This is a genomic window from Tatumella citrea (assembly GCF_002163585.1).
In the GTDB taxonomy this organism is placed as follows: Bacteria; Pseudomonadota; Gammaproteobacteria; order Enterobacterales; family Enterobacteriaceae; genus Tatumella; species Tatumella citrea.
Genome location: NZ_CP015579.1, coordinates 1,876,844 through 1,899,246 on the forward strand (window position 1 = coordinate 1,876,844; position 22,403 = coordinate 1,899,246).

The 22,403-nt window shown below is 51.7% G+C and carries 19 protein-coding genes; 12 read left to right on the top strand and 7 right to left on the bottom strand.

The window, feature by feature from the left end; genetic code table 11:
* Nucleotide 1 precedes the first annotated feature (1 nt).
* Nucleotides 2-331 carry a barstar family protein gene (locus A7K98_RS08960; protein ID WP_087488238.1) on the top strand — a complete coding sequence of 110 codons (330 nt, stop codon included), beginning with the start codon at nucleotides 2-4 and terminating at the stop codon, nucleotides 329-331.
* On the opposite strand, the gene A7K98_RS08965 is transcribed toward A7K98_RS08960, so the two are convergent.
* The 4 genes from A7K98_RS08965 to A7K98_RS08980 all read right to left on the bottom strand — a co-directional run bounded on the left by A7K98_RS08965 (nucleotide 249) and on the right by A7K98_RS08980 (nucleotide 7,009).
* Nucleotides 249-3,227 (bottom strand): virulence factor SrfB, encoded by a 2,979-nt coding sequence (locus tag A7K98_RS08965; protein ID WP_087488239.1) that lies wholly within the window; start codon nucleotides 3,225-3,227, stop codon nucleotides 249-251. The genes A7K98_RS08960 and A7K98_RS08965 overlap by 83 nt on opposite strands.
* Nucleotides 3,227-4,471 (bottom strand): SrfA family protein, encoded by a 1,245-nt coding sequence (locus tag A7K98_RS08970; RefSeq protein ID WP_087488240.1) that lies wholly within the window; start codon nucleotides 4,469-4,471, stop codon nucleotides 3,227-3,229. The genes A7K98_RS08965 and A7K98_RS08970 overlap by 1 nt, the downstream gene beginning before the upstream one ends.
* A gap of 238 nt (nucleotides 4,472-4,709) precedes the next feature.
* Nucleotides 4,710-5,627: a DMT family transporter gene (locus A7K98_RS08975; protein WP_087488241.1), complete on the bottom strand. Its 918-nt coding sequence runs from the start codon at nucleotides 5,625-5,627 to the stop codon at nucleotides 4,710-4,712.
* Between the two features lie 206 nt (nucleotides 5,628-5,833).
* On the bottom strand, nucleotides 5,834-7,009 hold the full coding sequence (locus A7K98_RS08980) for a benzoate/H(+) symporter BenE family transporter (protein WP_087488242.1): 1,176 nt from the start codon (nucleotides 7,007-7,009) through the stop codon (nucleotides 5,834-5,836).
* Between the two features lie 94 nt (nucleotides 7,010-7,103).
* Between A7K98_RS08980 and A7K98_RS08985 the strand changes: the two genes are divergently transcribed.
* The 3 genes from A7K98_RS08985 to A7K98_RS08995 all read left to right on the top strand — a co-directional run bounded on the left by A7K98_RS08985 (nucleotide 7,104) and on the right by A7K98_RS08995 (nucleotide 9,384).
* On the top strand, nucleotides 7,104-7,673 hold the full coding sequence (locus tag A7K98_RS08985; protein ID WP_087488243.1) for a helix-turn-helix domain-containing protein: 570 nt from the start codon (nucleotides 7,104-7,106) through the stop codon (nucleotides 7,671-7,673).
* Nucleotides 7,674-7,771: 98 nt separating this feature from the next.
* On the top strand, nucleotides 7,772-8,323 hold the full coding sequence (locus tag A7K98_RS08990; RefSeq protein ID WP_087488244.1) for an isochorismatase family protein: 552 nt from the start codon (nucleotides 7,772-7,774) through the stop codon (nucleotides 8,321-8,323).
* 5 nt (nucleotides 8,324-8,328) lie between these two features.
* Nucleotides 8,329-9,384, top strand: a complete 1,056-nt coding sequence (locus A7K98_RS08995; protein ID WP_087490435.1) for an AbrB family transcriptional regulator — start codon at nucleotides 8,329-8,331, stop codon at nucleotides 9,382-9,384.
* 43 nt (nucleotides 9,385-9,427) lie between these two features.
* Here A7K98_RS08995 and pqqU read toward each other — a convergent pair whose 3' ends face one another.
* On the bottom strand, nucleotides 9,428-11,590 hold the full coding sequence (pqqU, locus tag A7K98_RS09000; RefSeq protein ID WP_198361148.1) for a TonB-dependent receptor PqqU: 2,163 nt from the start codon (nucleotides 11,588-11,590) through the stop codon (nucleotides 9,428-9,430).
* A 328-nt stretch (nucleotides 11,591-11,918) separates the two neighbouring features.
* Here pqqU and A7K98_RS09005 point away from each other — a divergent pair, with 328 nt between their 5' ends.
* From A7K98_RS09005 to pqqF, 8 genes are all read left to right on the top strand, one after another.
* Nucleotides 11,919-12,791 carry an NAD(P)-dependent oxidoreductase gene (locus tag A7K98_RS09005; protein ID WP_087488245.1) on the top strand — a complete coding sequence of 291 codons (873 nt, stop codon included), beginning with the start codon at nucleotides 11,919-11,921 and terminating at the stop codon, nucleotides 12,789-12,791.
* Between the two features lie 64 nt (nucleotides 12,792-12,855).
* Nucleotides 12,856-13,869 (top strand): dipeptidase, encoded by a 1,014-nt coding sequence (locus tag A7K98_RS09010; RefSeq protein WP_407703110.1) that lies wholly within the window; start codon nucleotides 12,856-12,858, stop codon nucleotides 13,867-13,869.
* Nucleotides 13,870-14,022: 153 nt separating this feature from the next.
* Entirely contained in the window at nucleotides 14,023-14,094 is a 72-nt protein-coding gene (gene pqqA / locus A7K98_RS09015) for a pyrroloquinoline quinone precursor peptide PqqA (RefSeq protein WP_072055929.1), read from the top strand.
* A 62-nt stretch (nucleotides 14,095-14,156) separates the two neighbouring features.
* The gene (gene pqqB, locus A7K98_RS09020) at nucleotides 14,157-15,074 is read left to right on the top strand and encodes a pyrroloquinoline quinone biosynthesis protein PqqB (RefSeq protein WP_087488248.1); all 918 of its coding nucleotides are present in this window, start codon (nucleotides 14,157-14,159) and stop codon (nucleotides 15,072-15,074) included.
* Nucleotides 15,075-15,077: 3 nt separating this feature from the next.
* Nucleotides 15,078-15,833, top strand: a complete 756-nt coding sequence (gene pqqC, locus A7K98_RS09025) for a pyrroloquinoline-quinone synthase PqqC (RefSeq protein ID WP_087488249.1) — start codon at nucleotides 15,078-15,080, stop codon at nucleotides 15,831-15,833.
* Between the two features lie 2 nt (nucleotides 15,834-15,835).
* Complete coding sequence (gene pqqD, locus A7K98_RS09030) at nucleotides 15,836-16,117, top strand: pyrroloquinoline quinone biosynthesis peptide chaperone PqqD (protein ID WP_087488250.1); 282 nt, start codon at nucleotides 15,836-15,838, stop codon at nucleotides 16,115-16,117.
* A complete protein-coding gene (pqqE, locus tag A7K98_RS09035) occupies nucleotides 16,104-17,243 on the top strand; it encodes a pyrroloquinoline quinone biosynthesis protein PqqE (RefSeq protein WP_087488251.1) in 1,140 nt (379 codons plus the stop codon). The genes pqqD and pqqE overlap by 14 nt, the downstream gene beginning before the upstream one ends.
* 3 nt (nucleotides 17,244-17,246) lie before the next feature.
* Nucleotides 17,247-19,604: a pyrroloquinoline quinone biosynthesis protein PqqF gene (gene pqqF / locus A7K98_RS09040; protein WP_087488252.1), complete on the top strand. Its 2,358-nt coding sequence runs from the start codon at nucleotides 17,247-17,249 to the stop codon at nucleotides 19,602-19,604.
* Between the two features lie 37 nt (nucleotides 19,605-19,641).
* Here the strand turns inward: pqqF and dld are convergent, their stop codons facing one another.
* Both dld and nfsB read right to left on the bottom strand, forming a co-directional pair.
* Entirely contained in the window at nucleotides 19,642-21,339 is a 1,698-nt protein-coding gene (dld, locus tag A7K98_RS09045; protein WP_087488253.1) for a D-lactate dehydrogenase, read from the bottom strand.
* Nucleotides 21,340-21,670: 331 nt separating this feature from the next.
* Entirely contained in the window at nucleotides 21,671-22,315 is a 645-nt protein-coding gene (gene nfsB, locus A7K98_RS09050; protein ID WP_087488254.1) for an oxygen-insensitive NAD(P)H nitroreductase, read from the bottom strand.
* Nucleotides 22,316-22,403: the final 88 nt, after the last annotated feature.

Below are 22,403 nucleotides of genomic sequence, written 5' to 3' on the forward strand. Positions count from 1 at the left end.
TATGCTGACTGCGGTCTTTGATTTCCGGAAAATTCATCAGGAGTCCCGGTTTTACCAGCAACTGCTGAAACAAACACACGGGCCTGACAGTTTCGGTCATAATCTGGATGCCCTGTGGGACTGGTTAACCGGCGGAATGGCGTTGCCCGTTGTGCTGGAGCTTAACCAGTTGCCCGCTTTTCCACATCACATGCTACAGCGTATTTTGCCGGTATTAGTTCAGGCAGCGGCGGAGTTACCAGGACAAATTATCCTGAGTTTTGACGGAAATCCTCAGCCTGCTTCTGACTGGCAGCAATGGCTGGCAGATAAACATCCTCCATCACAGTAATACGCCCGTCGTCAGTCCAGTATGCCGGAAATTGCTCACCGTGAGTGGCAAGACTGTTTAGTCTGATGCCAATCAGCCGGGTGGGCAGTTTATCCTGTCGGCTACCCGTGACCTGTTCTACAACCGGCAGTGTGCTGAACTGGCCGTCACTATCTGCCTGCCAGCACAGAGTGACGGTGACTCCGTCATCACACTCATATTCACTCCTTAACTCCGGGTCTATAAATAAGTTAAACAGCGGGCTGGCCGGCAGTTGCTCATCCTGACTGGTGCGATAACCCAGTGACAGCCTGAGTTGTAAAAATACGCTGAAGCTGAAAAGTGCATTTGCAGAGATAATTCCCGGCAGTTGCAGAACTACCTGCGAGGCAGGCAGAGATAAATCTGTATTTAGCCGTCCCAGCTCGCAAATAATGTTTGCCGGGCGCAGTTGTCCGGCGACCAGATAGCGTGGATAGAGCCGTTGAGTACGGGTTAAATGGTGAATTAATGCACCCGTAATGGCACTGCATTTTCCGTCAGCCAGTACACCTTCACGACAAAATGGGATACTTTCACTGGCAGTCATCCCCCCCAGCGTGATGATATGACTGTCGGGAAGGGCAGAATGACGGGTAAGTACACGACGGATAGCCGGAAGCGCTGCAGTTTTGCCACTAATTAGCAGTATATCAGGATGTTTTTCTGTGACGTTGTCACATATGTTTTGCAGTAATTTACCTGACCTGAAATGTTCTGAGGCAAAGAAAGCGTCGATCTCTTCACGGGTAACCGCCAGAGGCATCGCCAGCAACCGGCACTCAGCGCTGCTTCCGGAAATCTCAGCCACCCGAAGTGCAAAATAGTTCATTACCTGATATTCAGGGAGGGTGGATAACCAGTCGCGTGCCGTTCCTGCTACTTCTTTATGCTCCATCTTGCCGGAAGCCGCCTGCTGTGAAAACGCCAGCAGGCTTATTGCTAACGGCCGGAAAAATTGCCGGGTAAATTGCAGTCGCCAGGGAGTATCTCCCTCACAACTGGCTCCCGGGGCAAACAACTGGCGGATAATCGCCGGACTCCGGTCAAAGCCCTGGCATGTCAGATGGAGCTCTAATGCCGGTAGCAGGAAAAACCTGATGATGTCATAAAGCAGATCTTCTCCCGCCAACGGATAACCCGCACGGTATACGAGTCCGGGCCGCAGCGCTGCAGGCGTCGGAGTTGACGACGCTACTGGCAGATAATCTGTGACCGACACATCAGTCGTGCCACCGCCAATATCAATCAGGGCAATCCTTAACCCGTTGGGCGGGAAGTTATGATCAGGCCGTTGCCAGCGACTTAGTAGCCGGCTACAGGGATCGCCAGTCACCAGAGTCCCGTAAAGCTGCTGGTATAGCCAGGTCAGTTGGCCACAACTGGCTTCATCCACATCAGCACGAACCTGCGGCATTTGTCGCCAGTAATCCGCCACTGAGCGTCTGCCTGATGCATCGGTACTGTAGGTCATTGATTGCCTGATAAGCGACAGTGCCTGGCGGGTTAGCTGCAACACTCGTTGCTTTTCTATGGCACTCATGGCCGCCGGTAAAGTCATCACCACCGAATGAAGCTGCCGGGGGGCTGAGTATTCGGGCATCAGCAGTCGATGATGATGGCTGTTCATCTGGCTGAATGCCTGGCTTATCAGTTCACAAATCATAAACATCAGCAGGCTGCTGCGTGGATAACTGGCATGGAATACCGGAAATTGCTGTTCCTGTGTGAGTTCGCGTAGTAATTCGGCCTGATCATTAATCAGTAAGGTAAAAGGCGAGAGAACCGCCGGAACCGGTTCATCGCCATCACCGGCCGGATAATACCAGCGGGAAACGGATGCATTGTCATCCCACAGATAACGACGCGGGCTGCTGACTCCCTGCATTCCTTCGCTACGGTTAAGCTTTCGCGTCAGCCGCACAGCTTCATCACCGGTTCTGACCAGCGATGGCCAGAGAAACGCGGAAGAACGGCCACTGGCTACCGAACAGTCACGAATATCCAGTGGACAGGGTGCGAAAGCGATATTGCTGCTGAACAGTAAGCTCCCTTTTTCTGCTGGCATCGACAAATCACGCAGCATTAACTCGCGACTGTGTAGCAGAGGATTATTGTCGCTCTGGTGTTGCTCGCTGATGATGCCACAGCTGTGGCTGTTACCCAGGTCGAGAAACAGATCCACATTCACCGGCTGAATAGTTTCGTCAGCCGGGAGTAGGGTAATTTCGTGACAGGGTAACGTGTTGGCGATCAGCTCCAGCAAATTCAGATAGTGTGCCTGATAGGTAAAGCGCGTGGCACTTGTCAGATTCTCTTCTTCCTGCCGGAGAAATGCGGATGCAATCCAGTCATTCAGCCAGCCGGGCTCCAGAAACCCTGCAATTTGCCCGACCTGCCAGCCAGCCACAAAACTTTGACCGTCATCGCAATCACAATCGTCGGGTTGTAAATGTCTGGTGGCAGCACTTCCGGTGGTTGTATCGAAAGCGAGTGTCATTGCCCGTGACTCGTTAGCGGATGTGGGTGCTGAGATAAATACCCGTACCCAGTTATCGGGGCCGCTATCGTACCGGCCTTCTGGCGACAATCGCAGAAAGGGTACCGGTAGCCAGGTTCCGGCATATAAATTAAGGCAGTCATAAAGCGGATACTGATACTCAGGTCTGACAACTTCATCATCACCACCGTTAACCGAAGGCAGATGAAAGGCACCAGACAGTTGATCGGCAACAGCATGAACCAGTGGCCCGCTGGCTTTGCTGCGGACAAAATAGCGCATTGGATTATCTGCCGTCTGCTGAATGCTCCAGTCGAGAAACTGGATGCCACTGTCAGCCAGCAGAGAATAGCGTTGGTTTTTCAGGTCAGAATACATTACCGGCCCCCGGCAGCTGAAAGTATCACTGTCTGGCCGGGTGGAACGGCATCTGTAGTGGTTTTACACAGGGTACCTGTGGCAGTCAGAGTACAGTTAACCGGTGGCACACGGGTGCGGCTGCCATCGTGACAGGAAGCCCGGAAACGGCTGCGGATTGCCAGTGTCCCTGAAGGCAAAAAACCGCTTCGGCTTTCGGCTTTGCACGGCCCGTGGCCTGTAATATTAGTCCGGACTTCACCACGTCCTTGCTGAAAGTGAAATAACAGCACCTGCGAATTTCCTGCCGGATCAGCGATAACAGCCCGCCAGTCTCCGTCCATCACACTGATATCCCCCATTTTTACTGCACTGGCAGGCAGTTGCAGAAGATGTTCTGGTACCTGCGGTATGGGCCTGATCACCACCGGGGATGGACTGAGCGTGACTGGCTTTTGCAGGGTAGAAAACTGCACAGGCAACCGGATGTCAGGCAATGTAATAGGTGACGGTGTCACAACTATCTCCGGAGAGAGTGCAGGGATGGCTGGCTCCGGGAGCTGGTGAGCTGTTTGCAGCAAACCACCTGAAAAGTAACCTCCGACCGCCACCAGCATTGCACCGACAATTAAAGCGGTGGCCAGCCAGGCGGCTGATCGTGGTGGGTTTATGGTCTGATCTGTTGCAGGCACCGGCAGTCCGTTATCCTCAGCCGGTAAAAACAGCGATACGGGTTGCAGAACAGACTGGCTTTTTTCAGGGGGTTCTGGCTGTGGTGGCAGGGTTGCCGATAACCTCTTTGTAATCTCACGCCCGGAAAGCGGACGATCGGTCTGGCGGTAGCTCCAGAAAGTAATGACCGGATCATTGTTGACCAGGTAAATCGCTTCTTCCCCCGGGAAACTGTCCATCTTCTCCAGTAGTCTGGCGAAAAAGACACCCGCGGGAGTTTTCGCGGCCTGGCAAAGTTCTGATAACTGTTCAATCGCGGCATATGCCTGTTCCAGCATCAATAATGCCCGCTGTTTTTGCTGTATATCCGCCTCAGACCAACGGATAACGACGCCACGCAGCGGGCTGTACCACTGAAGCTCGTGTTGCGGGCGACTGCGCAGAGGAACCGCAAAACAATCGGCAATTTTGTGCATACCACGCAGGCATAACAGCGCATGAATCTGTTCGCTGTAATCAGTCACCGGTAATCCACGTACCCCCTGAGCACGCAAACCAGCCACGGGGTGCCCGGTGAGAAATGTTTGTATCATCTGAAAGCCTCAAACCGAATGCCGGCAGAAATCCCGGCGACCGGAAACAGATGTTACTCAGGAGCAGACGACAGATAACGGCAAATTAACCGGCAAAACTGGCGGTTAACCCGTGAATAGTGGCTGACGGAGTGCTGTTACAGAATGAAAAGGTAAGATTAATACTTTGCCCTGCAATAAACCACACAGAGAAACTGCCAGGCTTTACCTGCAGCATCTCCGGGGCTTTCAGTGCTGATTACAGTGATGAACTGGCAGGACGCTTGCGACGGGGCAACCCCGGGCGAATTTCACTGACAATCACCCCGGTGACAATCAGTGCTGCACCGGCAATCGCCAGACCTGGCAGCACATCCCCGGCTATCCGTCCAAAAACACCAGCCCAGACAGGCTCACCGGCATAAATAATTGTAGCTTTGGTGGGAGAGACAGATTTCTGCGCCCAGTTCATGGTGAACTGAATAATGGCACTGGCTGTCGCCAGAGATACGCCACAGATAAACCAGTACCATGAGAAGGCAGGTAACTGTTCTCCGGTTAATGGCATGGCGGCGAGAGATAGAATACCCGCCGCAAATAATTGCACGACGGTCACCCGCCGGAGATCTACCTGACCGGCAAATTTACTGATCAGAATAATTTCACTGGCAATGGCCAGTGCACTGAACAGGGTGGCAATTTCTCCGGGGCTAAGGCTGCCCGCACCGGTTCCCGCGCCTGATAACAGTACCAGACCGCTAAAGGCCAGTAATACCCCCAGCCAGCTCATAATATGCGGTGCACGCTTTAATACCAGCCATTGCAGCAGCGGAACCATCGGTACATACAGTGCGGTGATAAAACCGGACAAACTGCCAGGGATTGTCTGTAAACCCCAGGTCTGTAGACCATACCCGAGGCTGATGGCCGCACCTATGGCTATTCCGGCCGCTAACTCCCGTAAAGTCAGCCCGGGCAAATAACGGCGAAACGCCAGCGCACTGATAAGCCCCGCAGTAACAAAGCGAAATCCAACAAAAAAGAACGGCGGCGAATATTCAACGGCAAGATGTACGGTAAGGAATGTTCCTCCCCAGACCATTGTGACGATGATCAGGGCTATTTCCTGGCGGGAAATATTAAATATGCCGCGTGAACGGCGCTCAGAGTTATTCATGGTTAAACAGAAACCTGTAAGGTTAGATTTTCGGGCGCTGTGCCACGGCAGTCAGGCTGAAACTGGTCTGCGATAATACCAGGTTGTGGCTGACTGTCATACTTATTTACTGATTTTTGCGGGGCAGATTGTAGCGTCTGACCAATGAATATCTCCGTCTGTCGGACCTGCCACGGAATACCGGACAGGCGAAGACAGAAATCAGGCTAAACTTTGCGTCGGCTGAGCAGCAAATGGCAAAAAATGCCACCAGCCATCCCCCAGAATGCAGAACCTATTCCGGCGATAGAGACTCCGGACGCAGTGATCAGGAAAGTGACGATAGCGGTATCACGTTCACCGGGATTCTCCAGACTACGTTGCAGGCTGACCGACAGTGTGGTCAGTAATGCCAGACCGGCAATTGTGTGAATAAACACTGGTGGAAGGGCGCTGAACAGCAAGGCAATGGCTGCACCGAATACCCCGGTGATCAGATAAAAAATACCGGCAATGGCCGCCGCCATCCAGCGTTTCTCCGGCTGAGGATGTACGTCCTCACCCATACAAATCGCTGCAGTAATGGCTGCGATACACACCGAAAACCCACCGAATGGCGACAATAACAGTGCAACGCCACCGGTAGCGGTGGTTACCTTTGAGACCGGGACGTCATAGCCATGAGCTTTCAGGGTGGCTATCCCCGGAGCATTTTGCGAGGCCATGCTGACCAGAAAATAGGGGATTCCTACGCCAAGTAACAGTGACAGATTAAATGACGGGGTAATAAATACCGGAGGCGACCATGTCCAGTGGACTTCTGACAGCTGGCTGTTTCCCTGCCAGGCGACAATCACTAACCCTGCCAGCAGAGTATAAAATACTGCATAGCGCGGTTGCAGGCGTCTGGCCACCAGGTAGCAAACACACATCGTCAGGCATAATGGCAGATCCTGGCTCAGACCACTGAATGCCTGTAAGCCAAAGTGCAGCAGAATTCCTGCCAGCATAGCGGAAGCAATAGATACCGGAATATAGCGCATCAGTCGGGCAAACAGCCCGGTAACACCGCAAATAACAATCAGCAGATTGGTGAAAACAAAAATACCAATAGTTTCGGGCAGAGTCGCGCCGGAGAGGCTGGTCGCCAGCATAGCAGCGCCCGGGGTAGACCAGGCTGTCAGAATCGGCATACGGTAGCGTACTGAAAGCCAGAAAGAGGTGATACCCATACCAAATCCCAGCATTCCCAGCCAGCTGCCGGTGAGTTGCGTGTCTGCACCAGCTGCACTCGCTGCCTGGAAAATAATGGCGGCAGAACTGGTATATCCGACCAGAACGGCCACCATTCCGGAAATGACCATTGGCAGTGTGATCTGCCGTATGTCGGAACGAAAAGACATCCGCTAAACTCCGCTGTAACAAATGGCGCACAACATAGCATCGTGCGTTATAACGCACAAGAGACGCAGACAGCATCTTTATCAGGGAGTTTGTATGGAAACTGTCGAGGATTTTCTGGCGACAGCATTGAAAGAGGTTCGTAAACAGCGACAGCTGAGTCTGGCGCAATGCGCCGAAAAGACCGGAGTGAGTAAAACGATGCTCGGACAGATAGAGCGCTGTGAGTCCAGCCCTACGGTGGCAACATTGTGGAAAATTGCCAGTGGGTTGAAATTACCGTTCTCCTGGTTTATTCCCCGGGAAGAGATTCCGGACAGGTCGCAGGCGTTAAAGGAGCCCTCACAGATGCAGGCAAGGCCATTGCTGCCATATGATCCGCAACTGGCTTTTGATTTGCTGTTCGTGACTCTGCCGGGTGGGGTATCCAGTCATTCTTCGCCGCATGTCGCCGGAGTGACTGAACAGGTCATTGTAATTTCTGGTACATTGTTACTGGTCTGTGAAAATTCCCGGCAATTACTGGCACCAGGACAAGCTTACCAGTTTGCCGGTGACCAGCCTCATAGCTATATCAACCCGGGCACCGAACTCTGCTGCTTTCATAGCCTGATACATTATCCACGTCCGGTGGAGCCTGTTGTTGAACAGGCCGGACTGCTGTGATGTTGCAGACAACATGCGACGTACCTAAAACCGTGAATTATAGTGTCATCACCGAATAGTTGTGACTGAAAATCCGCTTGTTAATTAAGGAGATATTAATGGCCGTTACCCCGCTTGATGAAAATGTAGCGTTGATTGTGATTGATTTACAGAAAGGCATTGTTGCATTGCCACTGATGGACGAACCACAGCAGGTAATTCACCAGGCAGGAAAACTGATCAGTGCTTTCCGTAAACGTCAGAAACCCGTCGTGCTGGTAAATGTCCGCGGAGGAGCACCGGGACGGAATGAATTGCCAAAACACACTGCCGCACTACCGTCTGACTGGAGTGATTTTATTCCGGAAGTGGTGCCACAGCCAGAAGACTGGTTAATCACTAAACGCAGCTGGGGAGCCTTTGCCCATACCACTCTGGATGAGCAGCTACGCGCTGCAGGTGTCACGCAGGTAGTGATCTGTGGCATTGCCACCAGTATCGGCGTGGAGTCTACTGCCCGTCAGGCCTACGAACTGGGATACAATGTTTGTCTGGCCACGGATGCCATGCTGGATTTGAATGCAGAAGCGCATCACAACAGCCTGACCCGAATTTTTCCACGACTCGGTGAATCCGCGACAACCAGTCAATTATTACAGTTGCTGGCATGACCGGCATGCAGGAAACCCAACCTAAACCTGCAGGCGTGACGCGCTGGCTGTTACTGATTGTCTGCTCGGTACTGGCCGTCGCATTTCTCGAACACTTCCATCTGCCGGCAGCACTGCTGTTGGGGCCCATGTTTGCGGCCATCGTATTTTCGGCAACCCGCCATCCTGTCCGGCTGCCCAAAATTACCCAGCAGCTGTCTCAGGCTGTGGTGGGAACGATGATTGCCAGGGCGATGCCGGCCAGCGTATTCACTGAAATGCAGCATAACTGGCCATTATTTATTCTGAGTGTGGTGAGTGTTATTGCTGCCAGTACCTTACTGGGCTGGCTGCTGGCAAAGCTAAATGTGTTGCCAGGCAGTACCGCTCTGTGGGGATCGTCACCGGGGGCAGCCACCGTGATGACGCTGATGGCCGGGGATTTTGGAGCTGATACCCGGCTGGTGGCGTTTATGCAGTACCTGCGGGTGCTGATGGTGGCGTTGCTGGCAACACTGGTCAGCCACTATTTTACTGTCGGATCCAGTCAGAAACCCCCTCCGTTGATATTGTTTCCGGCGATAAATTATCCGGCTTTCCTGATGACGTTGGGAGTCATTCTGGCCTGTACCTTGCTGGCCAGAGTGGTCCGCATTCCGGCGGGGCCGATGTTAATTAGTCTGGTGATTGGCTGTTTATTGCAGAACTTTTGTGGCCTGCATATTGAACTGCCGTTATGGTTCCTGGCGCTTGCCTATGCAGGCATTGGCTGGAGTATTGGATTGCGTTTTACGGCGGATATTTTGCGTTACGCAGTACATGCTTTACCGGGGATTTTATTGTCAGTCTGTACATTACTGGCGATATGCTGTGGTTTTGCCTGGATGCTGGTGCATTATGCCGGTATCGATCCGTTGACCGCCTACCTGGCAACCAGCCCTGGTGGAGCCGATTCGGTGGCGATTATCGCCTCATCAACGCATGTCGATCAGCCTTTTGTGATGTCGATGCAGACAGGGCGCTTTATTGTGGTGTTGATTATGGGGCCCGCGATGTCACGGCTGGTGGTTCGCTGGCTGTAGAAGAGTCCCCCGGACGACACAGCACGTCCGGGGGAAGGTGGCATTAACGAAATGCGTAACTGACGTTCATCCCGACACCGTAATTACGACCGGGTGCAGGTTCGTAGTAACGGCCATTACTTTCATCGACAATGACTGAACCTACGTATTTCTTATTAAACAGGTTATCGACGGTCCCGGAAACATCGATGGTCCAGTTCTGTACCAGCCACTTGTAGCCGGTGTTCAGTGAGGTAATGGTATACGCCGGAGCACTGACTGTGTTCTGGTCATTGGCTTCAATATGACTCATATAGCGAATATCGGCACCCGCATACCAGCCCGATTCAGGCGCATATTCCAGACCTGCATAAGCCATATTTTTGGCAATTCCCGGAATCCGGTTACCGGTACAGTCTGCTTTAGTACAGCTGTTACTCAGGTAACGGGCATCCAGCAAGGTCCAGGCCATTTTCAGCTGCCAGTTTTCGGCAAGCTGCTGTTCTAAGCCCAGTTCCAGACCACGACGCCTGGTTTTACCAGCATTCGTATAAGTGGAACGACCATCGGTATTGGTATCGGCCACAATTTCATTTTTAGTATCGGTCTGGAACACCGCAGCGGTTAACAGACCATAGCCAATCCGTTTTTTGGTTCCCCATTCAATCGTTTTATTGGTGGAGGGCTTAAGACCGAGATTGAGACCGCTCTTACCGTCAGGGCGATAAGAAAGTTCGGTGATAGTCGGAGTCTCGAAGCCTTTACCGGCAGACAGATAGGTATTCCAGCTGTCATCAATGGCGTATTTCAGGGAAGCGGCCGGCAGCCATTGGTGATAACGGGTACTGCCACTGTCATCGCCATTCGACAGATAATGGTCATGAGAAGAGAAACTGACGCTGCTATAACGCAATCCGGCATCCAGCGACCACTGACTGGAAAGCTGCCAGGCTGTTTGCAGATAAGGGTCGAGGTTCCACATCTTGTTATTTTCGTTACGCCGCAAATCACCTTCTTCCCCGTAATCCTGGATGCCGGTGGATGTAGTGGTGTAGTTGTTATAACCTTTGCGTAACTCTGTCATGGTTTCATAATCCAGCCCGCCAGTAATACTTAACGGGATGCTGAATAATGTATCGCGATGCGTCCAGCGGGTATCAATACCCTGATAATGGCGGGTTAGGTCAATAACGCTACCTGGGTAACCTATATAGTCGGTTTTGGTGCTCTTTGGAATAGACTGATACTGTACGGTGCTACGAATGCCCGCATAAGTCATCACACTCAGATCATCATTATCACCAAAGGATCGTACGTAATGCAGCCCTGCCTGGGTCTGGTCAACTGACTTACGGGCATTGTACAGGTCCACATTAGAGGCGACCTGTTTTGGATTAGCCTTCCACATATCGGGGGTCAGTCCGCCCGGATCATAAGCGTTGATATGTACAGTATTAAACAGCAGGGTCAGGGTGCTATCGTCGTCAATCCGGACTCCCAGCCGGGCATTCGCCAGATTTTTCGATGCACTGCTGTGATTTCGATAACCATGAGTGGTAAAGCGGGAAACCGAAGCCGTGTAATCCACATCCCCGGCATGGGTTCCGTCACCTACCGAACCGCTGGCTTTCATACTGTTACGCCAACTACCATAGCTGCCATACCAACTGCCTACTGAGATGGTATCCGGTTTTTCTCCTTTCTGAGTGACAACATTAATCACTCCTCCGGAACTGTTGCCATACAGGGCAGAGAACGGGCCGCGCAACACATCAACATGGTCGATAGTGGTGATATCGATATTAGATGTCTGTCCCTGGCCATCCGGCATAGTCGCAGGAATACCATCGACATAAATACGCAAGCCGCGGACACCAAACGTCGAACGGGCGCCAAAACCGCGCACCGATAGTTGCAGATCCTGTGCATAATTTTGCCGGTTAAGGATTTGCAGACCCGGAATGCCGGCAAGCCCTTCAGATAAATTCACCTGTGGTGCTGCCTGGCGCATCTCGTCGCCATAGGCCACGCTGACGGCCGCCGGAGTGTCCAGTTCAGACAACCCGGTCGACCCGGGGATCGCCGTGACAATCATCGTCGGTGACTTATCATGTTTTGTCTGGCTGACTGACGTCGTGGTTGTGGTAGTCGCCGCCATAACGCTGGCCGGTAATAATACCGGTAACATCAGCGTGGCTTTAAGCTGTGGTAATTTAATAATTTTCATTGTTGAAAGGCTCGCAAAAAGTTTATGCGTAGCAGGAAAAATTCCCCCTAAAGAAAGGGAATGCTACCTCTTTTTATTACACTTGTTAAAGTGTAATCGGTTTTATTTAAAAAAAACGGCGAACATCTAAACAGGATTGTCAGCATCTGGCTGAATATTATTAAATTTTACCAACCTGATTCAGAAAGAAAGTTCTTATTAATAATAAATGTATGGTTATATTAAGACACACTAATTATATGTATTTGCCGGATAAATATCCCACAGGTAACATGTAATAAACATTTCCGGACATTATCGGGAAATATTATCCATTAACGGGGGTCAGATGAGTCAACAACCGAAAGTATCCGTACTGGGATTAGGCGCGATGGGGCATGCATTTGCCGCGAACCTGCTGAAAAAAGGCTTTGCTGTTCGCGGATGGAACCGAAGCCCGGGTAAGGGTGATGATCTGGTCGCCAGTGGATTACTGCAGGCGGCATCCGTCAGCGAGGCAGTCAGTGATACAGAGGTAGTCATTGCGATGCTTTCTGACGGTGAAACGACATTAGCGGTGGTTAAACAGGCTGCAGCGGCTCTGCCACCGAAAGCGACGCTTTGCCAGATGGGAACTATCGGGGTGGAAGCGACCCAACAAATTCAGGATTATCTGGCTGAACACCGCCCGGACGTATTGCTGCTGGATGCACCCGTCTCAGGGACCAAAGCTCCGGCGGAAAATGCACAGATTACTATCTTCGCCAGCGGTGATCGCAGCCGTGCCGCAGCGGCTGAAACAGTTTTTGCAGCTATCAGTAAAGGGACGTTGTGGCTGGGCGACACTGGCGCCGGGTCTAAAATGAAACTGGTGGTAAACAGCTGGCTGATTGGTTTAATGCAAAGCCTGGCCGAAAGTGAGTTACTGGCTGAGTCATTCGGTTTTACTCCGGACGACCTCTGGCAGGCGCTGGAGGGCGGACCACTGGCCCCGGGTTATGCCAAAGTGAAGTTGCAGATGATCAGTAGCGGTGATTTTACCCCTCAAATGCAGCTGATCTGGGCGCTAAAAGATGCACAGCTGGCAGTAGAAGCGGGTAATGCGAAACAATTGCCCGCCCTGACCAATATCACCAGTCTGTGGCAGCAGGCAGTGGATGACGGATTTGGTGAGCAGGATCTGGCCGTTATTAGTCAGTTTCTGGCTAACCGCAGTAAATAATAGCACTCTGGCGAAGCCGGTAACGGCTTCGCCAGTGCCAGCAGCAATTTAATAGCGAATGAATATGTATATCGATGGTCACAATGATCTGCTGATGCAGTTATGGCTGAAATATCCCGATCAACCGGAAGCATTTTTTTTCGGTCACAATAGTGAAGGGCATCTGGATTATCAGCGGATAATGCGTGGCCGGTTAGGCGCTGCGTTATTTGCTATCTTTGTTCCTCCCGAAAGCTACGTTGCACAACATTTTCCCCATCGCTTGCCTGCCTTGCAGGATAAAGTGCAGGTGATGTGGCAACAACTGACTATTCTTGAGCGGTTGGAGCGTTTTTCCGCGGGCAGGGCGAAGATCTGCCGGACCGCAGCCGATCTGCAACAGTGCCTGCAGAATGGGGTTTTCGGGATGATTGCGCATATCGAAGGGGCTGATGCGCTGGATACTGATGGTGAGTTATTGCAGGCTTTTCAGCAAGCCGGAGTGCGAAGTTGTGGCCCGTTCTGGAATACCCCGAACGCTTTTGGTGAAGGTATTACCGGAAGTTTCCCGGGTTCCCCGGACAGCGGACCGGGGCTGACAGCTGATGGCATCAGGCTGATTCGTCAGTTGCAATCCCTGAAAATGTTAACTGATGTATCACATATGAATCAGCGGGCATTTTATGATACTGCTCATTACAGTCAGCAGCCGCTGGTGGCGACCCATTCAAATGCCCATGCTCTTTGTCCGCAACCACGTAACCTGACCGATGAACAGTTAAAAGTCATCGCACAGAGCGGTGGAATGGTGGGCGTGAATTTCGGCAACGCCTTTCTTCGGGCAGATGGCCGCAGAGATGAAAGTACCCCTCTGACAGAGATTACCCGCCATTTATGCTATCTGATCGATATCGCCGGAGAAGACCACGTCGGGTTCGGTTCCGACTTCGACGGTACTGCGGTACCGTTCTCTCTTAAAGATGTCACCGGAATGACCCTTATAGAACAAAGCCTTTATGATGAAGGGGTTAGTGAAACGGTGGTCGGTAAAGTATGCCACGGTAACTGGTTACGAATTCTTAATCATTTTCTGCAGTAATGTGTAAAACCAGCCATCTTTTCATTGACCTTGGTTTGACATTGGCGCAACATTTGTCTGGCTGAAATGCAAATGGCTGGTGGCTTATGCTGCCGATAGCCGGTATTTTAGCCGGTTTTGTATCTTTTACTATGCAACATTGAGGTCAACATTATGTGGAAAAAACCTGAATTTATCGATATGCGTCTGGGCATGGAAGTGACTCTGTACATTTCTAACCGTTAATTATTTCGGTTCCCCGATGGCCGCCTGTGGGCGGCCGTTATCGTTAAGTCAAAGAGTAATCTATGTTTATCAAAGTGCTTGGCTCTGCTGCCGGCGGTGGTTTCCCGCAGTGGAACTGTAATTGCACCAACTGCAAAGGGCTGCGTGACGGTTCACTGAACGCCCATGCCCGCACCCAGTCTTCAATAATTATTAGTGATAATGGTGAAGACTGGGTGTTATGTAACGCATCCCCTGATATTTCACGACAAATCTTCCAGACCCCGGAGCTGATTAAACGGGATGTTCTGCGCGGGACTGCTATTGGCGATATTATTCTGACTGATAGTCAGATAGACCATACCACGGGTTTACTCAGTCTGCGTGAAGGTTGTCCGCACCGTGTGTGGTGTACCGATGAAGTCCATCAGGATTTAAGCACCGGCTTTCCGGTTTTCCCCATGCTGAAACACTGGAACGGCGGCCTGCAACACCATCCGGTCAGCCCGTTGCAACCGTTTCGAACTACGGTATGCAGCAGTCTGCAGTTTACTGCTGTACCTATACTCAGTAATGCGCCACCGTATTCCCCTTATCGCGATAAACCGCTGCCTGGTCATAATGTGGCTTTGTTTGTAGAAAACAGTGCCAATGGGAAAACCCTGTTTTATGCCCCGGGGCTGGGTGAACCGGATGAGGTGATTTTGCCGTGGCTGAAAAAAGCAGATTGCCTGCTGATTGACGGCACAGTGTGGCAGGATGATGAGTTGCTAAGCACCGGCGTGGGTAAAAACACCGGTCGTGCCATGGGGCATCTGGCGCTCTCTGAAGAACAGGGGCTGATGAGCCTGCTGGCAACCTTACCGGCAAGCCGAAAAATTCTTATTCATATTAATAACACCAATCCAATCCTCAATGAGGACTCAGTTCAACGCCGGTTCCTGCAACAACAGGGAATTGAAGTGAGCTTTGACGGAATGGCTATCCAGCTGCAGGATTAAACGATGATCATTACATCAACACTGAATCGTGAGCAGTTTGAACAGGCTCTGCGTGATAAAGGTGCGTACTACCATATTCATCATCCTTATCATATTGCGATGCATAACGGCGAAGCCACGCCGCAACAGATCCGTGGCTGGGTCGCTAACCGCTTTTATTACCAGACCAATATCCCGTTAAAAGATGCGGCCATCATGGCGAATTGTCCGGACCCGGCGACGCGACGTAAATGGGTACAACGTATTCTTGACCATGACGGTGATGCCGAACATGAAGGCGGTATTGAAGCCTGGATGCAACTGGGTGAAGCGGTGGGGTTATCCCGCGAAGACCTGTTGTCTGATAAGCACGTATTACCGGGTGTCAGGTTTGCGGTGGATGCTTATGTGAATTTTGCCCGCCGGGCTAGCTGGGAAGAGGCTGCCTGTAGCTCGCTGACCGAATTGTTTGCTCCGCAAATTCACCAGTCGCGGCTGGACAGCTGGCCACAACATTATCCGTGGATCAAAGAGCAGGGATATTTCTATTTCCGCAGTCGTCTTAGTCAGGCTCGCCGTGACGTAGAACATGGCCTGGAACTGGCACTGGATTACTTTGATACTGCGGCAAAACAGAACCGAATGCTGGAAATACTACAGTTCAAACTGGATATTCTCTGGACCATGCTGGATGCCATGACAATGGCCTATGCGCTTGACAGACCTCCGTACCACACAGTGACAGACCAACAGGCCTGGCACACAACCCGTCTGGTGTAATAATGACTACTCAATCTTCGGTGGTTAAATTTCGGCGCGGCTACCGGTTACAGTGGGAAGCCGCACAGGACTGTCATGTGATCCTCTACCCGGAAGGCATGGCGAAACTCAACGAAACCGCGGCTATGATCCTCGAACTGGTGGACGGTCAGCGCAGTGTGTTGCAGATAATTACTGAACTGAATCAGCGTTTTCCTGAAGCCGGTGGGGTAGACGACGATGTAACCGATTTCCTGCAGGCTGCGGTGAAACAGAAATGGATAATGATGCATGAGTCTGAGTAAATCTGACATTAAAGCCCCTTTGTGGTTGCTGGCAGAACTGACTTACCGTTGTCCGTTACAATGTCCGTATTGTTCAAACCCGCTGGATTTTGCCAGACAGAAAGAAGAACTGACCACCGAACAATGGCTGACGGTTTTCCGCCAGGCCAGAGAAATGGGCAGTGTGCAGCTGGGCTTCTCCGGCGGCGAGCCTCTGGTACGTAAAGATTTGGCGGAGCTGATTGCCGGCGCGCGCGAACTGGGTTTCTATACCAACCTGATCACTTCGGGTATTGGTCTGACTCATGAAAAACTGGATACCTTTGCTGAAGCCGGACTTGACCATATTCAGGTGAGTTTCCAGGCCAGTGATGAAACCCTGAATGCGGCTCTCGCCGGTTCAGAAAAGGCGTTTCATCAGAAACTTGAGATGGCAAAGGCTATCAAAGCGCACGGCTATCCGATGGTACTCAATTTTGTGTTACACCGTCACAATATTGACCAGATGGACCGGATCATCGAACTGTGCATTCAGCTGGAAGCCGATGATGTTGAACTGGCAACCTGTCAGTTTTATGGCTGGGCACAGCTTAACCGTGAAGGTCTGCTGCCAACCCGTGAACAGATTGCCAGAGCCGAAGCCGTGGTCGCGCGTTACCGTGAAAAGATGCGGGCAGAGGGGAATCTGACCAATCTGCTGTTTGTCACGCCAGACTATTATGAAGAACGGCCAAAAGGCTGTATGGGTGGCTGGGGGGCTATCTTTATGAATGTCACCCCGGACGGTATGGCGCTGCCATGTCACAGTGCCCGACAGTTGCCGATTGAGTTTCCTTCGGTGCTGGATAATAGTCTGCAGCATATCTGGTATAACTCCTTTGGTTTTAACCGCTACCGTGGCTATGACTGGATGCCGGAACCTTGCCGATCCTGTGATGAAAAAGAGAAAGATTTTGGCGGATGTCGTTGCCAGGCATTTATGCTGACCGGTAATGCTGATAATGCAGACCCGGTATGCAGTAAATCGGCCCATCATGACAAAATTTTGCAGGCCCGCCGCGAAGCGGATTGCAGTGATATTAAGGTTTCCCAGCTGCGTTTTCGTAATCAGAGAAACTCTAAAGTGATTTTTACTTCTCAGGGTTAACCGATGGCAGAGCATTGCATCACACAGGTTCTCAGTCACGGAATGACGGTTCGCCTGATCGAATCCCCCGGATTGTCTGCAGCCTCTGCCTGCCTGAGCACCGGTGCCGGTAGCTTTGATGAACCTGACCGCTGGCCCGGACTTGCCCATTTGCTGGAGCACCTATTATTTCAGTGTGGCCAGGAATTTCAGGGTGATCAGCGGCTGATGCCGTGGATTTCTGCCCGTCAGGGCAGAGTCAATGCAACCACCGGACTCTGTCAGACACTGTACTATTTCGACTGTGTGACAGATGATTTAGAGGGGGGGCTGGCCCGTTTACTGGATATGGTGAGTTCGCCATTGTTCAGTACGGAAACCGCCGAACGTGAGATCGGTGTTATTGATGCAGAATACCGGTTACTGAGCCAGCAAGCCCGCACGTTAATCACTGCCAGTTTTCATGATCTGGTTATTTCACCTGCAGTTTATCGCAGATTTATTGTCGGTAATCGTCACAGCCTGTCCGGGGATTTACCGGCACTGTTGCAGGCACTGAATGATTTCTTCCGGCAGCATTACCGCGCGGATAAACTGACTCTGACGATACGTGCGCCACTCTCACACGCTGTGATGCAACAAATGCTGCAACGTCTGCTGCCACTGGCGGTGGCGGAACCCCCGGGTAGTTCTGACAGTGCTGTCACTACTGTTCGTTTACCCGTGTTGTCCCGGACAGATTGCCCTGCACAGTTGCTGCAACTGTCCGGAGGTGTGCACCACTGCCTGGCGGTCGTCGTCGCTGATCCTGATGGTGAATTGCTGACGGCGGTTCCGTTGCTGCGGGCGTTTATAGAAGATGCCGCTCCCGGCTCTCTTCGCTATCACTGGACTAAGCAAGGGCTTTGCCGGGAGATGTCCTTAGAGCTGGTGAGTGCCGCAGCTGGCAGCTTGTGGCTGATGGTCCATCTGATACGTCCGGCGTCACTTCCTCTGCCGGCCGGTTTACTGACAGCCGCCTGGCAGCGATGGCTGCAGCAACTGACGGAATTATCTGCCGAACGGGTAGCTCACTACCGGCAACTGGCACAACGTCAGTTCTGTTTACTAAGCCCGATGGAACAAATTCGCAGGATTGTCAGCGGCCAGGCAGTCTCTGAACAGCCCGTCAGGGCGCTGGCTCTGGCGTTACTGTCGCAGGTACCCAATGAATTACAGACCTGCGAGCAACTAAACAGCGTGCCACGCAGTGTCTGCGGTTTTCCCTGTGTGACAGAATTACAGACTAATGGCAGTGAATCTGGCCGGTTAGCGGACAGCGACTTTATCTTTTATCCGCAAACTCCCGCGGCTCCTGTTACGGCCGTACTTAACACCAGGCAGTCTCCACATGGATGGCAATATCTTCGTGCCCCGGGGCCTCAAATCCAAATCGTTATGCGCCCGGCACAGGGAACTGTTCTGACTCCGGCGCAGACAGCACAGCTGGAACAAGCCTTACAACCGGTATTCAGCCTGGTACGCCATGCCGGGGGTGAGGCTGCCGTTATTACCCTGCATGGAGTGTGCTGGTTAACCGTCTCGTTAGCTGATGCGACTGAAGCCGAAACCGTTTGCTGCTGGCTGGCAAAACTGTGGCCGACAGCTTTCTCTGCTACCGGTACGGATCCACAGCAGATTCTCATCCGCCGGTTGCTTTCTGAGTTTCCGGCGATGCTGGCATCCACAGCTGAATACCCGGACTGGTCCGGCGTCATACAGTGTAGCGACCAGCAACTGTTTCTACGGCTGAGTGATATTTTACAGCAAAGTCTGCCGGTATCGACATTGGCCGAAACATATCCGTTAACCGTCAGTACCGGGCGTTGCCAGCATCAGCCTGACACGCAGGGCGATAATGGCCTGTTGTTCTTTTTGCCATTGCCTGGTGGAGCAGAGGGTGACATTGTGGCAGCCAAAGCGTTGGCCGCGCTTTATCAGCCGGCATTTTATCACTGGCTACGTGAGGAACGTTCGGTAGGTTATGTTGTTTCCTGCCAGTATCAGCAGTTTGCCAATATTCCGGGGATTCTGTGTGCGTTACAGTCTCCGGAGTACGATTGCCACCAGCTTTCTTTGTGGTGCCAGCAATTTTTCAGCCGGATGAATTCAGCGTTAGCCACGCTTAAGAAGGCGCCTCAGGTCAATGTTCCCATGCCATTACACTCTGAGCCGTTAATTCTGCAGGCAATGGAACAACTCTGTCCGGAAATTCGCAGTGCGGCGCAACCGGAGCAGCCAGAAATTCCGGCGCTGACCCGGCTTCTGGAACTGCATAATTACTGGATGGCGCATACCGGCCAGGCAATTCAACTGAGTTGCGGTTTATTGCCGCAGGAATAAACATTCGGGCACCCGTCAGAGTGCCCGGAGTGTTTACTTACTCTGCCCAGAATTTTTTACGACTGGTTTTACCAATGCCCGGGTTGCAGGTATTGGTCGGGTCCAGCTCACGCCAGTGCTGTGCATGGTCGCAGGAGGCATGATAAAGGTGACCAACATTATGCTCTGCAGGGTAGCGGGCACCACGCTTTTCCAGGTAATCCATCACGTCCTGTTTAAATTTCTTCGCATCAACTCCCGCTTTAAGCACATAGTCCTGGTGGTTGACGAAGCAGAAAAAATGGCCGCAGCAGGAGTCAGCCTGAACCTGGGCTGCAAGATGTGGCGGCAGATCAATACGCCAGCGAGTGTCATTCCGGCGTAAAGCAACATCGAAAGCAATCAGCCGTTCATTGGTGTTATAACCCAGATAATCACAGTAAGAGACTGTGCAGCCACCGACCGCAAAACGGACCAGGAAGGCATCCGCCGCTTCCCGTTCATCACACAGGAAATACTCACCGGGACGATGGCTGAAAAACTCCTCCAGCAGGGCTGTCAGTTGCGCGGACTGGCGTTCTTCCACCTTGATCATCAGGTGATGAACGAAACGCTGGCGATAGGCCATAATTCGTGGGGCGACAAAAGCCGGAGTAATCTGGTTAAATCCCTGGATCAGTTTGTCGACAAAATTATGTGGCAGTACCCGGGCATGTTTTACCCGCACATCCCAGCGTGCCTTATTGGCCATCAAGCCCGGCAGAGCCTGCGGTCCAAGTTTACGAATCGCCAGGAACATATGTTTGGCATAACGCAGTGTCAGGTCAAAAGCACCGGCATGGATATATTCAGCCTGCAGAGGTAACTCTTCCATTTTTTCCAGCAGGAATTTACGCAGTGCAACCAGCTCGGTTTCATCATTACTGCCGATATAGAAAGTTTTGGTAGCTTCACTGGCTTCAAACGTGGGCAGACGCGCTGCAAATACCACCAGTTTTCCGGCGCAACCGGCGCTGTCATGCAGATAGCGTTTGTCACCATTAAACCGTGCAGGAGAGGCCGATTCAGTGTCACGCAGCTGTTCGGCGTAGTCATCTGCCCAGATTTTACCCTGCCAGTCATCAGCATCGCCGGTGGTATACTCGCGGGTTTCCAGGGCATTAATCATTCTTTCCGGCGTATCCCCCAGGTGAATACCCAGATGATTGACCAGCTCCAGCCTGCCGTCTTCAGTAATGCGGGCAAACAGTGATTTTTCGGTAAAGGCTGGTCCACGACGGATCAGCGAACCCCCTGAGTTATTGCACAAACCACCGATCACCGATGCACCGATACATGAGGAACCAATGACCGAATGGGGTTCACGATGCAGGGGTTTCAGGGCATCTTCAAGTTCAGTCAGCGTGGTGCCCGGGAACGCAATCACCTGCTGGTGGTTGTCAATAATCTGGACGCCTTTAAGCAACCGGGTGCTGATGATCACAATATCACGATCATAGTCATTACCGTCCGGAGTTGAACCACCGGTAACGCCGGTATTAGAAGCCTGCATCAGAATAATTACATCTTCTGCAACGCAGATTTCCAGCAGCTGCCAGAGTTGTAATAATGTCTGGGGAAGAGCGACAGCCAGTGCTTCGCCCTGGCCGATACGGAATCCTTTGGTGTAAAACGCTTTGTCATCTTCACTGACTAAAACCTGTTTCTCTCCCGCGATTTCATGCAGCTTGCGGATCAGCTCCTGACGGTTATTCATCTATCCTTTCTGCCTTTTATTCTTCATTTTGCTTTGATGCCTGTGGACGGATTGAGGTGATACTGCGGAAAGCAGCGGCCCATAACGTTTCTGCGGATGCAGTGCGATAGCGTTATGGATCACCAATATATGAAAGCGCTTTTTTCACCGGGAAGAAAGGGGCGGAATAAAAAAAACTTATCAGGCTGACAGAATATCTCTGAGATAGCACAAAAGTGTGCAAATGGTGATGCCAACGGGGGGAGATTAAAACAACTTGTTTACATTTCTGAGCGGAGAACCGGAGAGGAAGTGCGGCAGAATTCCCCTGCAGGAAGCAGGGGAAACAGGATTACAGTTCAGTAATCACATCCTGCTCACTGAAACGAGATTTAGGCAGTGACGCATTGAAGTCTTTTTCGCTGTTAAAACCTACTGAAGCCACGACCAGGCTGTGCAGACCTTTCTCTTTCAGTCCCAGCACTTCATCCATTTTTTCAGGGTCAAAACCTTCAATCGGAGTTGCATTCAGCCCAAGGGAGGCCGCACCCAGCAGCAGAAAACCAAGAGAAATATACGCCTGGCGCTCCAGCCAGTGGCGCTGGTACTGTTCATTGCCGGTAAAGGCAGCAACATATTGACGGCGACCATTATCATTAGCATCGCCACTGGCCTGGTCTTTAAACCGGCCATCTTTGGTTTCCTGAGAGTGAACGGCAGCAAGGTGTTGCTCATCTAACTGGTCAACTGTCGCAAACACCACGACCATCGCGGCATTTTGTACTTTGGCCGCGTTAAATTCACGAATGCCTGGTAAAATCTGCGCTTTACCTTCATCGCTGGTGACGACAAAAAAGTGCCAGGGTTGCAGATTCAGTGATGAAGGGCTGTAACGTAACAGGTCCAGCAGTTGCTGGTGTTGTTCTGCCGTCAGTTTTTTCTCTGAATCGTAGGCTTTTGTGGTGAAACGCTGTTTAGCAACCTCAACAATATTCATCTGAACCACCTCTTAAATTTCAAATATCTGAAAGGGATAAAAATAGTGGCGCTAAACTAACAACTTCAAAACAAGACGACCAGTCTAA

Excerpts from the sequence above, each read along its gene's own strand:
- A7K98_RS08960 (WP_087488238.1), top strand. The coding sequence starts at position 2 with ATGCTGACTGCGGTCTTTGATTTCCGGAAAATTCATCAGGAGTCCCGG.
- A7K98_RS08965 (WP_087488239.1), bottom strand. The coding sequence starts at position 3,227 with ATGTATTCTGACCTGAAAAACCAACGCTATTCTCTGCTGGCTGACAGT.
- A7K98_RS08970 (WP_087488240.1), bottom strand. The coding sequence starts at position 4,471 with ATGATACAAACATTTCTCACCGGGCACCCCGTGGCTGGTTTGCGTGCT.
- A7K98_RS08975 (WP_087488241.1), bottom strand. The coding sequence starts at position 5,627 with ATGAATAACTCTGAGCGCCGTTCACGCGGCATATTTAATATTTCCCGC.
- A7K98_RS08980 (WP_087488242.1), bottom strand. The coding sequence starts at position 7,009 with ATGTCTTTTCGTTCCGACATACGGCAGATCACACTGCCAATGGTCATT.
- A7K98_RS08985 (WP_087488243.1), top strand. The coding sequence starts at position 7,104 with ATGGAAACTGTCGAGGATTTTCTGGCGACAGCATTGAAAGAGGTTCGT.
- A7K98_RS08990 (WP_087488244.1), top strand. The coding sequence starts at position 7,772 with ATGGCCGTTACCCCGCTTGATGAAAATGTAGCGTTGATTGTGATTGAT.
- A7K98_RS08995 (WP_087490435.1), top strand. The coding sequence starts at position 8,329 with ATGCAGGAAACCCAACCTAAACCTGCAGGCGTGACGCGCTGGCTGTTA.
- pqqU (WP_198361148.1), bottom strand. The coding sequence starts at position 11,590 with ATGAAAATTATTAAATTACCACAGCTTAAAGCCACGCTGATGTTACCG.
- A7K98_RS09005 (WP_087488245.1), top strand. The coding sequence starts at position 11,919 with ATGAGTCAACAACCGAAAGTATCCGTACTGGGATTAGGCGCGATGGGG.
- A7K98_RS09010 (WP_407703110.1), top strand. The coding sequence starts at position 12,856 with ATGTATATCGATGGTCACAATGATCTGCTGATGCAGTTATGGCTGAAA.
- pqqB (WP_087488248.1), top strand. The coding sequence starts at position 14,157 with ATGTTTATCAAAGTGCTTGGCTCTGCTGCCGGCGGTGGTTTCCCGCAG.
- pqqC (WP_087488249.1), top strand. The coding sequence starts at position 15,078 with ATGATCATTACATCAACACTGAATCGTGAGCAGTTTGAACAGGCTCTG.
- pqqD (WP_087488250.1), top strand. The coding sequence starts at position 15,836 with ATGACTACTCAATCTTCGGTGGTTAAATTTCGGCGCGGCTACCGGTTA.
- pqqE (WP_087488251.1), top strand. The coding sequence starts at position 16,104 with ATGAGTCTGAGTAAATCTGACATTAAAGCCCCTTTGTGGTTGCTGGCA.
- pqqF (WP_087488252.1), top strand. The coding sequence starts at position 17,247 with ATGGCAGAGCATTGCATCACACAGGTTCTCAGTCACGGAATGACGGTT.
- dld (WP_087488253.1), bottom strand. The coding sequence starts at position 21,339 with ATGAATAACCGTCAGGAGCTGATCCGCAAGCTGCATGAAATCGCGGGA.
- nfsB (WP_087488254.1), bottom strand. The coding sequence starts at position 22,315 with ATGAATATTGTTGAGGTTGCTAAACAGCGTTTCACCACAAAAGCCTAC.